This window comes from Kibdelosporangium philippinense, assembly GCF_021390435.2.
GTDB classification, from domain to species: Bacteria; Actinomycetota; Actinomycetes; order Mycobacteriales; family Pseudonocardiaceae; genus Kibdelosporangium; species Kibdelosporangium philippinense.
Genome location: NZ_JAJVCN010000004.1, coordinates 376,243 through 388,798, shown reverse-complemented (window position 1 = coordinate 388,798; position 12,556 = coordinate 376,243). Strand labels below are relative to the sequence as shown.

Sequence of the window (12,556 nt, the reverse complement as noted above, 5' to 3'; positions counted from 1 at the left end):
GCATCTGATCTTGGTTGGGGCGATATGTCTGTGTCGGGTGACGGCTGATACCTTGATCAACTTGTGGGGTCCCGGCGTGCGTACCGCAGCGACTTGTCCGATGCTCGCTGGGCGTTGATCGAGCCAACGCTGACGGCGTGGCGTGCTGCCCGGCGTGGGCCGGGAACCGTGATGCGCGTGCATGACTTGCGGGAGATCGTGAACGCGATCCTGTACGTGTGCCGGACCGGGATCGCCTGGGAGTATCTGCCGCACGACTTCCCGCCCTGCAAGACGGTTTATGACTACTACGCCAAGTGGGAAGCCGATGGCACAACGGAAACGCTGCATGACCTGTTGCGTGACCAAGTCCGCGTCGCGAAAGGCCGCGCTGCTGCCCCGACGGCGGCGATCATCGACTCGCAGAGCGTGAAAACCTCCTGCAATGTCAGCGAATCCAGTCAGGGTATCGACGCGGGCAAGAAGATCAAGGGCCGCAAACGGCACATCGCCACCGATGTGCTCGGCCTGCTGCTGGCGGTAATCGTGACCGCGGCGTCGGTGCAGGATTCCGCTGGCGGGCAACAGGTTCTCGATCATCTCGCCGCTGCGCATCCGACCGTGTCGGCGGCATGGGTGGACGGCGGCTACAACAACACAGTCATCCGTCATGGAGCCCAGCGGGAGGGATTCCACGTGTTGCCCCGGCGGTGGGTAGTGGAGCGCAGTCTGGGCTGGCTGATGCAACACCGCCGACTCGCGCGCGACTACGAAGCCCTGCCCCAGCGGTCGCGCACGATGGTCCACTGGGCGATGACTAACATAATGAGCCGCACCCTGACCGGGGAATCCACCCAAACCTGGCGAAACGATCCACCCAAAGCAGACATTCTTGCCTAACTAAGATCAGATGCCCTCTTAGGGATCGCGACCGCGTTGTACGTCGTGGTCGGCTCCGGTGGCGTGTTGAAACGCGCGTTCGGCAGGTAGAGACGGTTGCCGAACGACGCCACCGTGGTCGGCACGTCGAAACGCGTGTCCGTGATCTTGGTGACCAGCGTGCCCGTGGTCCCCGACCAGTTGAGCTTGAACACGCCAACAGTGTTCAGGCGGTTCTGCACGACATAGAGCGTGTTGCGCTCGACGAGCAGGCCGTCGCCGTTGGTCAGCACCTCCGCGCCGAGGTCGACCCGCTTGGCCACGCCGGTCGCCGGGTCGACCCGGAACAGGAACCCGGTGTTGCTCTGCACGATCAGCAGGGCTTTGCCGTCCGGCGTCTCAGCGATGCCGTTGGCGTTGTTCACGCCGGGTGCCAGCACGAAATCCCCGGACAACGGGATCGGCGTGAAGGTCTCGGGCAGCTTGCCGTGCCGCCCGAACGGGATCTTGTACAGCACCGCCCTACGTGAGTCGGTGTAGTACGCGGCCCGGTCGGTCACGATCACGTCGTTGACGAACGTGTCGGTGTCGGCGAACTTGTAGCTCTTGAGCACGGCGCCGGAACGCGCGTCCACCACACGCGCGTCACCGCCGGCACCGCCGGAGACGAACACCCGCTTGCGCGAGTCGATCTTGACACCGACCGACGGGGTACCTGGGCCTTGGGAGAACACCTCTCCCTTGCCGGTCCGCAGATCGACCCGGAAGAGCGAACCGTCACGCCGTGAGCCGAAGTACGCCGTCGATCCGCCGATCGCGATGCCTTCGGGCATGAACCCGTTGGGCAGCGCGAACTCGGTCGGAAAACGATCAGACCGGTCAGTCTCGGCGGCCGCCGCCGGTGCGACGAGGGCGGCTCCCGCCAACACCACGGCCAGCACACCAAGTCTTCGGTACATGCTCACTCCTATCGTTTGCATGTGGAATGACCCGGCGATCCTTCCGTAGTCACGCTCTTACCGGGCGAATCGACAGCAAACCGACAGGCCACACATATCCACAATTCCTTCACACTTCGCCCCGGCCGCGTCCATACCCGGCGCATATGGTCGTGGCATGCGGGAGGGGCAACGGCGGGTTCTTGTCGTCGAGGACGAGTTGACGATCGCCGAATCGATCGCGGCGCGGCTGCGTGCGGAAGGGTATGAGGTCGACCTCGCGCACGACGGGCCGTCGGCTGTGGACAAGGCCGTGCAGGTCCAGCCGGATCTGATCGTGCTCGATCTGATGCTTCCGGGCTTCGACGGCCTGGAGGTGTGCCGTCGGGTGCAGGCGCACCGCCCTGTGCCTGTACTGATGTTGACGGCGCGAGACGACGAGACCGACTTGCTGGTCGGTCTCGCCGTCGGCGCCGACGACTACATGACCAAGCCGTTCTCGATCCGCGAGCTCGCGGCACGTGTGCACGCCCTGCTGCGGCGCGTGGACCGTAGCCAGCGGCCTGGGTCCACGATCGTGCTCGGTGACCTGGAGATCGACCCGGTGGAACGCCGGGTGCGGCGGGCCGGGGAACCCGCGCACCTGACGCCGACCGAGTTCGAACTGCTGGCTCACCTGGCAAGCAAGCCGCGTGCGGTGGTGCCGCGCGAACGTTTGCTGAGCGAGATCTGGGGCTGGACGGACCCGGCCGCCACCCGGACCGTGGACAGCCACATCAAGGCGCTGCGCCGCAAGCTCGGCGCCGATCTGATCCGCACTGTGCACGGTGTCGGTTACGCCCTTGAGGTGCCTAAATGAGAAGAAGCCTGCCGCGGCCGCTTGACCCGATCCGTTCGATCAAGCTGAAGATCGGCCTGCTGGTCGCCGGTGCGGGCGCGGCCGCGCTGGCGTACTTCCGGCTGCGGCTTGGCTGGCTGCCGACGTACACCTCGCTGATCGCGATCTTCGTCGGCATCGTGACCTCGCAGATCCTGGCGCACGGGATGACACGGCCGTTGCGCCAGATGACGGCCGCCGCGCGGGCGATGGCTCGCGGCGACTACACCCGCCGGATCAGGGCCACATCCCGCGACGAGGTCGGCGAGCTGGCCAGGGCGTTCAACACGATGGCCGCCGACCTGGCAGCCGCGGATCAGCAGCGCCGTGAGCTGATCGCGAACGTGTCGCACGAGCTGCGTACGCCGATTTCCGCCCTGCGTGCGGTGCTGGAGAACGTGGTCGACGGGGTCGCCGAGCCGGATCCGGTGACCATGCGTACCGCGCTGTCCCAGACGGAACGCTTGGGGCGCCTGGTTTCCGAGCTGCTCGATCTGTCCCGTGTGGACGCTGGTGTGACGCCGTTGCACCGTGAGTACTTCGAGATCTCGCCGATGCTCGACGAGGTCGTCGCCGAGGCCGAGGTGTCCGGCCGGGACGCCCGGTTCGTGCTCGATGTCCGGCCGGGCAAGGTTTTCGCCGACCGTGCCCGGCTGCACCAGGTGATCTGGAACTTGCTGGACAACGCGATCCGGCACGGCCCGCACGGCGGGGAGATCGTCATCGTGTCCCGTCCGGTCGGCGACGGCGGTGTGGTGATCGAAGTACGTGATCAAGGCCCGGGCATCGCGCCAGCCGACCGTGAGCGCGTGTTCGAACGGTTCACCCGAGGGGAGAGGGCGGGCGGTGGCACAGGTCTCGGCCTTGCCATCGCCCGTTGGGTGACCGACCTGCACGGCGGCGAGATCGCAGTCGTCGAACCAGCCGGCATCCGCCTCGTTCTGCCTGGTCAACCCTCGTGAGTGGTTAGCAGGGTTAGAACACGCGTAACCACTCACGACCATCTACCTGGAGTAATGCATGCATCCCCCAGCTGTGATCACCTATTCGACCGTCATGCACTGGGAGAAGCCCGCCGAACCCGCGCCGCCACGAACCCTGCTGGCCATAGGCATCGCGGGCGCCGCGGGTGCGATTGCCTTACCCGAGACCTCATCGGGGATCGGGTTCTTCATCGTCGCGATTGTGTGCGCCATAGTCGCCTGGCGGGCCATGGGCAGGCTGAAACCGTGGACGATCGTCTGGGGCACGCTGTCGCTTTCTTTGGTTGCTGTGACGGTGTTTCGTGACGCGGGCTGGCTGTTCGACGCGTGCCTGCTTGGCGCGATCGCCGCAGCATCGCTGGCCGTCACCGGCGGCCGGTCGATCTGGGGCATGCTGCTCGGCTCGGTCACGATCGTCCTTGGCAGCGTGCTCGCGTTGCCTTGGGTCGTACGAGGTGTGGGTGCGTTGCGCCGCAAGACAACCAGGAAAACCCTCCGGCTGACCAACTCGCTGCTGATCAGCGCGGCCCTGCTGGTCGTGTTCGTGCCGCTGCTCGCGGGTGCGGATGCCGCGTTCGCCAAGATCCTCGCGAACATCGTCCCCGAGGTGGACGGCGACTTCACCGCCCGCACAGTGTTCACGTTCGTCCTGGTCGCGGTGGGTACCGCTGGGGCAAGCCTGGTGATCACGGCACCGCCCGAGCTGCCCGACGAAGGTCGGCCCGCGTCCCGGCTTTCGGTCATGGAGTGGGCGATGCCCGTGGGAATCCTGGTGATCCTGTTCGCCGGGTTCGCGGCCGTCCAGTTCACCGCGTTGTTCGGCGGGATCGACTACGTCCTGGACACCGCGGACGTCAGTTTCGCCACGTACGCCCGTAGCGGTTTCTGGCAACTCCTCGCCGTCACGGTGTTGACGCTCGGCGTCGTGGCCGCCGTGATTCGTTGGGCGCCGCGCCGAACGTCCAACGATCGCGCCTGGTTGCGGGGCCTGCTCGGTGGTTTGTCGCTGCTCGTCCTTGTGATCGTCGCGTCGGCGCTCGGTCGCATGTGGACGTATCAACAGGCCTATGGCTTCACCGTGCTGCGCCTGTCGGTCGAGGCTTTCGAGCTGTGGCTTGGCTTGGTGTACGTGATGATCCTCGTCGCGGGTGTCCGCTTGGAGGCGCGGTGGCTGCCGCGCGCGATCATCGGCTCCGCGCTGGCGGGGCTGCTGGTTTTCGCCGTGCTCAACCCGGAAAAGCTGATCGCACAGCACAACGTGCAGCGGTTGGACGCGACCGGGCATATCGACGTCGAGTACCTGTCCCGGCTTTCCGCGGACGCGGCGCCAGCCCTGGCCAAGCTTCCGTTGCAGCACCGGGCGTGCGCGCTGTCCGGAGCCGATATCCGGATGGCCGACCGCTCGTGGCAGAGCTGGAATGTCAGTCGCGCGACCGCGCGGCCAATTCTCGCCACGAACCCGGGGCGCTGTTACTAGTGGTTGCGATCACTAGGACAGGAACCCGCGCAGCAGGGACGCGGTGCCTTCGAGGTGCTCAGCCATCGCGTCCCGCGCGCCGACCGCGTCACCAGCGAGGATGTACTCGACGATGGCCGCGTGCTGGCTGTGTGAATGGTCGATGTTCGTGTGCAGCAGGGGGATCGCGTCCAGCAGCTGGTTGAGCCGGACCCGCACGTCGGCCAGGGCCGATGTCAACGTCGGTGACGCGGCAACCTCGGCGATCGCCAGGTGCAGCCGGGAGTCCTTACGCCGGTACTCCGACAGGTCGTCGGTCCTCGCCTCGGCCAGCTGATCCCGCAGGTGAGCGCGGTCGGCGTCGGTCAGCGGACGGGACGCGGCCGCTTCCGCCGCGCCGACTTCGAGCACGCGTCGCATGGTCAGCACGTCTTCGAGCTCGTTCGGCGCGACGCGCCTGCCTGCGGGTTGGGCCGCTGGCAGGGTCTCGTTGACGAACGTGCCGCCGTACCGGCCGCGTCTGGACTCGACGTACCCGGCTTCCTGCAGGGCGCGGATCGCTTCGCGCAGCGTGACCCGGCTGATGTTCAGCCGGGTCGCCAGGTCACGTTCGGCTGGCAGCCGCTCCCCTGGCCCGGCCACGCCGAGCCTGATGGCCTGAAGCAGGCGTTCCACCGTTTCCTCGAACGCGTTGCCCGTCCGGACAGGCCGAAACAGCGCCTCGTCGGCGCTGGCCAGTGTCGAAACGTCCGAATCGGTCACGGCAGCAGTGTAGGCATCAACACTCGATGACGTTCAGCGCGAGGCCACCACGGGCGGTTTCCTTGTACTTCGTGCTCATGTCCGCCCCGGTCTCCCGCATCGTTTTGATGGCCTTGTCCAGGGGAACTATGTGCGAGCCGTCGCCGCGCAACGCGATACGGGCCGCGTGCACGGCCTTGGTCGAGCCGACCGCGTTGCGTTCGATGCACGGAATCTGCACGAGCCCGCCGACCGGGTCGCACGTCAGGCCGAGGTGGTGTTCCAGTCCGATCTCGGCGGCGTTCTCGACCTGCTGCGGCGTCCCGCCGAGCACCTCGGCGAGGCCAGCGGCGGCCATCGCGCACGCCGACCCGACCTCGCCCTGGCAGCCGACCTCGGCGCCCGAGATCGAGCCTGTCTCCTTGAGGATCACGCCGATCGCGCCGGCCGTGAGCAGGAACCTGATCACGCCTTCGTCGTCCGCATCGCGCACAAATCGCTCGTAGTAGTGCAGGACGGCCGGGATGATGCCCGCCGCGCCGTTGGTCGGCGCCGTGACGACACGGCCGCCGGATGCGTTTTCCTCGTTGACGGCCAGCGCGTACAGGCTGATCCAGTCCATGGCGTGCAACGGATCCAGCGCGCCATCCTCGTGGATCAGCTTGTCGTGCAAGGCCTTCGCACGCCTCGGCACCTTCAAACCACCAGGCAGCGCGCCTTCCTTCGCGCATCCGTTGCGGACGCACTCCTGCATCACGTTCCAGATCTTCAACAGGCCGGACTTGATCTCGTCTTCCGTGCGCCATGACAGCTCGTTGGCCAGCATCACCTGGCTGATCGGCAATCCTGTTGTCGCGCAGTGATCGAGCAGCTCGGCACCGGTCCGGAACGGGTACCGCACGGCTGTCGTGTCGGGCACGATCCGCAGCTCGCCGGTGGTTTCGGCGTCCACGACAAAGCCGCCGCCGACCGAGTAGTACATGTGCGCGGCGATCTGCTCGCCCTGCGCGTCGAACGCGGCGAACTTCATCCCGTTCGGGTGCGCGGGCAGCGACTTTCGCCGGTGCATCACCAGATCCGTGTCCTCGACGAACACGATCTCCTTCTGCCCGAGCAACTTCAGCCGCTGGCGGTCACGGATTTCCGCGACGCGCACGTCAACCGTGTCGGTGTCGACGTCCTCCGGACGTTCGCCTTCCAGTCCGAGCAGGACGGCTTTCGGGCTGCCGTGCCCGTGACCGGTCGCGCCGAGCGAGCCGAACAGCTCGGCGTGAATCGTTTCGGTGTTCTCGATGAGACCGTGTTCAGCCAACCCGGCGGCGAACGTGCGCGCCGCTCGCATCGGGCCGACCGTGTGTGAGCTGGACGGCCCGATCCCGATGCTGAACAGGTCGAAGACGCTGATGGTCATGACAGGCCAGGGTAGAGCGGATACTTGCCGGCCAGCGCCTCGACACGGGCCCGTGCCCCGGCGAGGTCGGCTCCTGGGTGGAGTACCTCTGCGATCACGTCGGAAACCTCCGTGAACTCGACTGTGCCGAATCCCCGTGACGCCAGGGCGGCGGTGCCGATCCGCAGGCCGGAGGTGACCATCGGCGGCCTCGGGTCGAAGGGCACGGCGTTTCGGTTGACCGTGATTCCGGCACTGTGCAACAGATCCTCGGCCTGCTGCCCGTCCAGTGTGGACTCCCTCAGGTCCACGAGCACCAGGTGCACATCGGTGCCGCCGGTGAGCACGGTGAATCCTGCACCGAGCAAGCGCTCGGCCAGGATGCGTGCGCCATCGAGGGTGCGCTGCTGACGCTCCTTGAACTCCTCGCTGGCCGCGATCTTGAACGCCACCGCTTTCGCCGCGATGACGTGCTCCAACGGCCCGCCCTGCTGGCCGGGGAACACCGAAGAGTTGATCTTCTTGGCCAGGTCCTTGCCGGTCAGGATGACACCGCCACGCGGGCCGCCAAGGGTCTTGTGGGTGGTCGTGGTGACGACGTCGGCGAAGGGCACCGGGTTGGGATGCAGGCCAGCGGCGACAAGACCGGCGAAGTGCGCCATGTCGACCATCAGTTTGGCGCCGGTCGCCTCGGCTATCTCCTTGAACCTCGCGAAGTCGAGGTGGCGCGGGTAGGCCGACCAGCCCGCGACGATCAGCTTGGGCTTGTGCTCCTTGGCCAACTGCTCGACCTCGGCCATGTCGACTAGGCCAGTGTCCTTGTCCACGTGATAAGCCACGACGTTGTACAGGCGGCCGGAGAAGTTGATCCGCATGCCGTGCGTGAGGTGGCCGCCGTGCGCCAGGTCGAGGCCGAGAATGGTGTCGCCCGGTTCGAGCAGGGCGGACATCGCGGCGGCGTTCGCCTGCGCGCCTGAGTGCGGCTGGACGTTCGCGTGCTCGGCTCCGAACAGGGCTTTCACCCGCTCGATGGCCAGCTGTTCGATGACGTCGACGTGTTCACAGCCGCCGTAGTAGCGGCGGCCAGGGTAGCCCTCGGCGTACTTGTTCGTCAGCACCGAGCCCTGTGCTTCCAGCACGGCAAACGGTGCGAAGTTCTCCGATGCGATCATTTCCAGCGTCCCCCGCTGCCTCGCCAGCTCAGCGGCAAGCGCTCGGGACACCTCAGGGTCTACTGTGGACAATTCGGCGTCGAACATCCGGGAGCTCCTCCTTGTACGGTCGGGAACTCCCCCTCTGTCCTTTTTGCCTGAGAGCTTCACCGCGGTAGCGCGGTTTTCACCGTTGGCGAGGCATATCGCAGCCTTCTTTCCAGAGTGGCCTGGCCATGGCGGTAGCTGTACCTGAGAGATTGCGGGGAGGCTTGCTCCTTCGGTGCTTCTTGCGAAGACTCTCCCGCCGCGGCTCGTAGCGGCCCCTATGAAGTTGTCTAAGACCCTGGTCAACCTACGCTCAGACGCCAGGCCGAGTCCACCCAGAGAATGATGGACCGTAGTCCGATGCCCATTCTGACCAGCCCCGATAAGTTAACTCTATGCCCGAACACCGCCCCCTCCTAGCCCGAAAACTGAACCTGTGGGAACTCGTGGCGGTGGACGCGGTGGCCGCGGGAGCGATGCTGGTCGCGCACATCTCGTTCCTGTCGACCGTGGACGACAGTCAGCCACCCTTTACCGGGCCGCTGTGGTTCGGCTGGCTGATCTCAATCCTGGCAACCGTCCCGATGGCGGCCCGCAGGCTGTGGCCAGTGCCCGTATTCGCCCTAACCCTGCTCGGCGCCGTCCTGACGACGATCTTCAACGCCACCCGCGAGCCATGGGTACCGGCAGCGGCCGCGCTCTACATCCTCGCAGTCACCAACCGCAGACCTGTGCTGTCCCTGGCAACAGCCCTAGGCAGTGGCGTAGTCGCATCGACAATCACAGCCGTCAACAACGGATCCTTCTGGGGCATGCCCAGCGACATCCTCGCGTTCGTAGCCCTGGTCATGGTCGCCACCTGGGCCGTAGGCCGCTGGGTGGAAGCCCGCCGGTCATACGCAACCCGCTCAGCCCAACAACTAGCCCATTCGATGGTCAGCGAAGAACGCCTGCACATAGCCCGCGAACTACACGACATAGTGGCCCACAGCATGAGCCTGATCGCGGTGAAAGCAGGCATAGCGAACCACGTAGCCGACCAACGTCCAGAGGAAGCCCGCGACGCACTGAGGGTGATCGAACAGACAAGCAGAGACACCCTCAACGACATGCGCAGAATGCTCGGCGTCCTGCGCTCCTCCAGCCCGGAGCTCGCACCCGCCCCCGGTTTGTCCGGTCTCCCCGACCTCGCCGAACGCGCCCGGACAGCGGGCGTGGACGTAACCATGACCACCCCATCGATCCCACTGCCAACCGGCCTGGAGATGTCGGTGTACCGCATAGTCCAAGAAGCCCTGACAAACGTCGTCAAGCACGCCGGTCCGGTCCCGTGCACGGTGGATGTCAGCGCCTCCGATGGCCTTGTCCGCATCTCCGTCACCGACTCCGGCCCCGGTCCCAACGCACTCCGTGTACGCACTGCCCCCAACGGCACCGCCGGTACCGGCCACGGCCTCATCGGCATGCGCGAACGCGTCATGATGTACGGCGGCCAATTCACCGCAGGCCCATTACCCACAGGCGGCTTCGCCATCACCGCCACTCTCACGTATGCAGGCAAAACCCCATGACCACAGCAGGCACGGCCGCAGTTATGGGTTTCACCTGCATGCCACATCAGCCGCCATCCCAGCGAATTCCTTCGCATGCCCACAACTCACCCACACCACCAGCCACCCCACGTCGGCCACTCCCCCAAGCACGGCCATCCCCAGGTTCCCCAGTCACCGACGCCACCAGCCCGTCGGGAGCTTGCCATGCTCATCCCACCCCCAAACCACCGGAGATCGCCCGCTCCCTACACACAGCCCATCCCACGAACCATTTCTTTCACCCATTGCCCAGCCACGCCCACCCACCAGCCTCCGCTGGCCACCCACAGCTCCCCACGCCACCAGGCGACACAGGGGCGCCGCGTCTCCCAGAAATGGCCGCCTACGGCATAGCGCCCCGGTCCCTCAACCCGGGCTCACCGTGTCGCAACGTGCCAACTCACCCTGCTGGAACGGACATCTCACGGTGCCGCAAAGTGCAACTCGGTGTGTCGCAAAGGTGGACACGGAGTGCTGGAATGGTGGACACACCAATGAACAACGTCATGCCTCAGGAGTGCTGCTGTGATCCGTGTTGTCGTCGCTGATGATCAGGCGCTGCTGCGCGGCAGCTTCCGGATGCTCATCGACACCGCCGACGGCCTGCGAAGTGTCGGCGAGGCGGGCAATGGCATCGAGGCGATCGAACTCGTCCGCCGCGAACAACCCGACGTCGCGCTGATGGACGTCCGGATGCCCGAGATGGACGGCATCGAGGCGACCAGGCAGATCTGCGCCTCGACAAACACTCGAGTCCTGATGCTCACAACGTTCGACTTGGACTCGTATGTCTACGGCGCCCTGCGCGCCGGGGCAAGCGGCTTCCTGTTGAAAGACACCCCGCCCGCGGACCTGCTGTCGGCGATCCGGATCATCGCCGCGGGCGAAAGCCTGCTGGCCCCGACCGTGACCCGACGTCTGATCGCCGAGTTCACCAACCGCCCGGAGCCAGCGAACGTCCCCGCCCGCGAACTCGAAGGTGTCACGGACCGCGAGCGCGAAGTCCTCGCCTTGATCGCCCGCGGCCTGTCCAACACCGAGATCGCCGAGCACCTCCACGTCGGCCTGGCGACAGTGAAGACGCACGTCAGCCGTTTGCTGTCCAAACTCCAAGCCCGCGACCGCGCCCAACTCGTCATCGTCGCCTACGAAACCGCCCTCATCACCCCGTCGACGAAGTAAGGGTACCGACGACAATCCCCACGGCCAGCCAGATCGCGCCGACGATCAGCGCTGTCGTGCTCGACAAAGCCAGCACCGCAATCATCACCAGGGCGCCAACAACCGGCACCACAAGGTGCGCGAAAACCCTGTACCTGCCCCGAAAATAGCCAATCACCGACAAGTGCAGCAATGTAAAAGCGGCCAGCGCGCCAACGTCCACAATCGACACGAGGATGTCCAGGCCGTCATCACGACCGGCAGCCCAAACCGCGATCACCAACGTAACCGCAGCGGAAACCAAGATCGCCGTCCACGGCGTCTTGGTACGACTGTCCACTGAGGCCAGTTGCCGAGGCAGCCGAGACTCACGGGCCATGCTGTAGAGCAGACGGCCAACCGCGGCCTGCGCCACCATCGCCGAGAAAGCAGGCCCGATGGCTTTGACAGTCGTGATCATCACCGCCAGCCATGGACCAATACTCGAACGCAGCATTTCATAGAAAACCTGACCGTCAGGTCCAGAAGGATCAACCGGTGTCAGCAAAGCACCGAGATACGTCTGAACCACAAACAAAACCCCGGCCAGCACAAGGCAGAACAGCGTCGCACGCCCGACAATTCGGCTCGGCCCCACGTTCTCCTCAGCGAAGGAAGCAATCGCGTCAAAGCCGAGGTACGACAGCACCGCGACCGACACCGCGCCGATCACAGCCGTGGTGTCGAACCCAGCCACACCAGTGAACGGCGACAACCACGGCCGTTGGGCGCCCTCGGAAACCAACACCGCCACGGCAGCAACGACAAAAACAGCCAACAACACGATCTCGACGACAAGCACAACGAAACCAACGACCGCGGCCAGCCGAACGTCAAGAAGGTTCACCGCGGTCGTCACCAGGATCGCCACACCAGTCGCGAGCCAGATCGGGATCGAGGACACCAACGCATTCGTCGCGATCCCGGTGAACAGATAAGCGACGCTCGGGATCAGCAGGTAATCCAGCAGCACGAGCCACCCGGCGAAGAACCCGGCCGTCTTGCCAAGACCCGCCGAGGCATACGAGAACACGGAGCCCGCTTTGGGGATCTCCGCCGACATCGTCGCGTACGAGTACGCAGTCAGCCCCATGGCGATCGTGGCGATCAGGTAGACCAGTGCGACCGCGCCACCGCTGCGCCCGTCGAGGACGCCGAACACGCCGACCGGCGCCAGCGGCCCGATGAACAGCAGACCGTAGACGATCAGGTCACGTAGAGTCAGTGTGCGTTTGAGGGTGGGGATCTCGCTCACTGTGCCCCCTGTTGGTGGAACATGTTCGGACCTCACCACGTTCGACGCGGTGAGGCCACCGATGACC

11 protein-coding genes and 2 riboswitches are annotated in these 12,556 nt (G+C 65.6%); of the genes, 6 read left to right on the top strand and 5 right to left on the bottom strand.

Going from position 1 to position 12,556, the window contains the following annotated elements; genetic code table 11:
* Positions 1–63 precede the first annotated feature (63 nt).
* Positions 64–879 carry an IS5 family transposase gene (locus LWC34_RS44700; protein ID WP_233731370.1) on the top strand — a complete coding sequence of 272 codons (816 nt, stop codon included), beginning with the start codon at positions 64–66 and terminating at the stop codon, positions 877–879.
* Here the strand turns inward: LWC34_RS44700 and LWC34_RS44695 are convergent.
* The gene (locus LWC34_RS44695; RefSeq protein WP_233731369.1) at positions 876–1,817 is read right to left on the bottom strand and encodes an SMP-30/gluconolactonase/LRE family protein; all 942 of its coding nucleotides are present in this window, start codon (positions 1,815–1,817) and stop codon (positions 876–878) included. The genes LWC34_RS44700 and LWC34_RS44695 overlap by 4 nt on opposite strands.
* 157 nt (positions 1,818–1,974) lie before the next feature.
* Here LWC34_RS44695 and LWC34_RS44690 point away from each other — a divergent pair, with 157 nt between their 5' ends.
* From LWC34_RS44690 to LWC34_RS44680, 3 genes are read left to right on the top strand one after another with little or no spacing between them, the layout of a single operon-like run.
* Positions 1,975–2,655, top strand: a complete 681-nt coding sequence (locus tag LWC34_RS44690; protein ID WP_233731368.1) for a response regulator transcription factor — start codon at positions 1,975–1,977, stop codon at positions 2,653–2,655.
* Positions 2,652–3,635: a HAMP domain-containing sensor histidine kinase gene (locus LWC34_RS44685; RefSeq protein WP_233731367.1), complete on the top strand. Its 984-nt coding sequence runs from the start codon at positions 2,652–2,654 to the stop codon at positions 3,633–3,635. Before LWC34_RS44690 ends, LWC34_RS44685 begins: the two co-directional genes overlap by 4 nt.
* A gap of 58 nt (positions 3,636–3,693) precedes the next feature.
* Entirely contained in the window at positions 3,694–5,133 is a 1,440-nt protein-coding gene (locus LWC34_RS44680) for a DUF4153 domain-containing protein (protein WP_233731366.1), read from the top strand.
* 12 nt (positions 5,134–5,145) lie between these two features.
* Here the strand turns inward: LWC34_RS44680 and LWC34_RS44675 are convergent, their stop codons facing one another.
* The 3 genes from LWC34_RS44675 to glyA are packed head-to-tail and all read right to left on the bottom strand — an operon-like array spanning position 5,146 to position 8,502.
* Positions 5,146–5,874 carry a FadR/GntR family transcriptional regulator gene (locus tag LWC34_RS44675; RefSeq protein WP_233731365.1) on the bottom strand — a complete coding sequence of 243 codons (729 nt, stop codon included), beginning with the start codon at positions 5,872–5,874 and terminating at the stop codon, positions 5,146–5,148.
* Between the two features lie 16 nt (positions 5,875–5,890).
* Positions 5,891–7,264, bottom strand: coding sequence for an L-serine ammonia-lyase (locus LWC34_RS44670; RefSeq protein ID WP_233731364.1), 1,374 nt, complete (start codon positions 7,262–7,264; stop codon positions 5,891–5,893).
* Positions 7,261–8,502: a serine hydroxymethyltransferase gene (glyA, locus tag LWC34_RS44665; RefSeq protein WP_233731363.1), complete on the bottom strand. Its 1,242-nt coding sequence runs from the start codon at positions 8,500–8,502 to the stop codon at positions 7,261–7,263. Before glyA ends, LWC34_RS44670 begins: the two co-directional genes overlap by 4 nt.
* Positions 8,503–8,529: 27 nt before the next feature.
* Positions 8,530–8,624: riboswitch (glycine riboswitch) on the bottom strand.
* Positions 8,625–8,711: riboswitch (glycine riboswitch) on the bottom strand.
* Positions 8,712–8,837: 126 nt separating this feature from the next.
* Here glyA and LWC34_RS44660 point away from each other — a divergent pair.
* Positions 8,838–10,013, top strand: coding sequence for a sensor histidine kinase (locus LWC34_RS44660; protein WP_233731362.1), 1,176 nt, complete (start codon positions 8,838–8,840; stop codon positions 10,011–10,013).
* Between the two features lie 546 nt (positions 10,014–10,559).
* Positions 10,560–11,216 (top strand): response regulator, encoded by a 657-nt coding sequence (locus LWC34_RS44655; protein WP_233731361.1) that lies wholly within the window; start codon positions 10,560–10,562, stop codon positions 11,214–11,216.
* Here the strand turns inward: LWC34_RS44655 and LWC34_RS44650 are convergent.
* Positions 11,197–12,489 (bottom strand): APC family permease, encoded by a 1,293-nt coding sequence (locus LWC34_RS44650; protein WP_233731360.1) that lies wholly within the window; start codon positions 12,487–12,489, stop codon positions 11,197–11,199. The genes LWC34_RS44655 and LWC34_RS44650 overlap by 20 nt on opposite strands.
* Positions 12,490–12,556 lie beyond the last annotated feature (67 nt).

Coding starts and splice junctions, on each gene's coding strand:
- glyA (WP_233731363.1), bottom strand. CDS start 8,502: ATGTTCGACGCCGAATTGTCCACAGTAGACCCTGAGGTGTCCCGAGCG.
- LWC34_RS44670 (WP_233731364.1), bottom strand. CDS start 7,264: ATGACCATCAGCGTCTTCGACCTGTTCAGCATCGGGATCGGGCCGTCC.
- LWC34_RS44680 (WP_233731366.1), top strand. CDS start 3,694: ATGCATCCCCCAGCTGTGATCACCTATTCGACCGTCATGCACTGGGAG.
- LWC34_RS44660 (WP_233731362.1), top strand. CDS start 8,838: ATGCCCGAACACCGCCCCCTCCTAGCCCGAAAACTGAACCTGTGGGAA.
- LWC34_RS44690 (WP_233731368.1), top strand. CDS start 1,975: ATGCGGGAGGGGCAACGGCGGGTTCTTGTCGTCGAGGACGAGTTGACG.
- LWC34_RS44685 (WP_233731367.1), top strand. CDS start 2,652: ATGAGAAGAAGCCTGCCGCGGCCGCTTGACCCGATCCGTTCGATCAAG.
- LWC34_RS44695 (WP_233731369.1), bottom strand. CDS start 1,817: ATGTACCGAAGACTTGGTGTGCTGGCCGTGGTGTTGGCGGGAGCCGCC.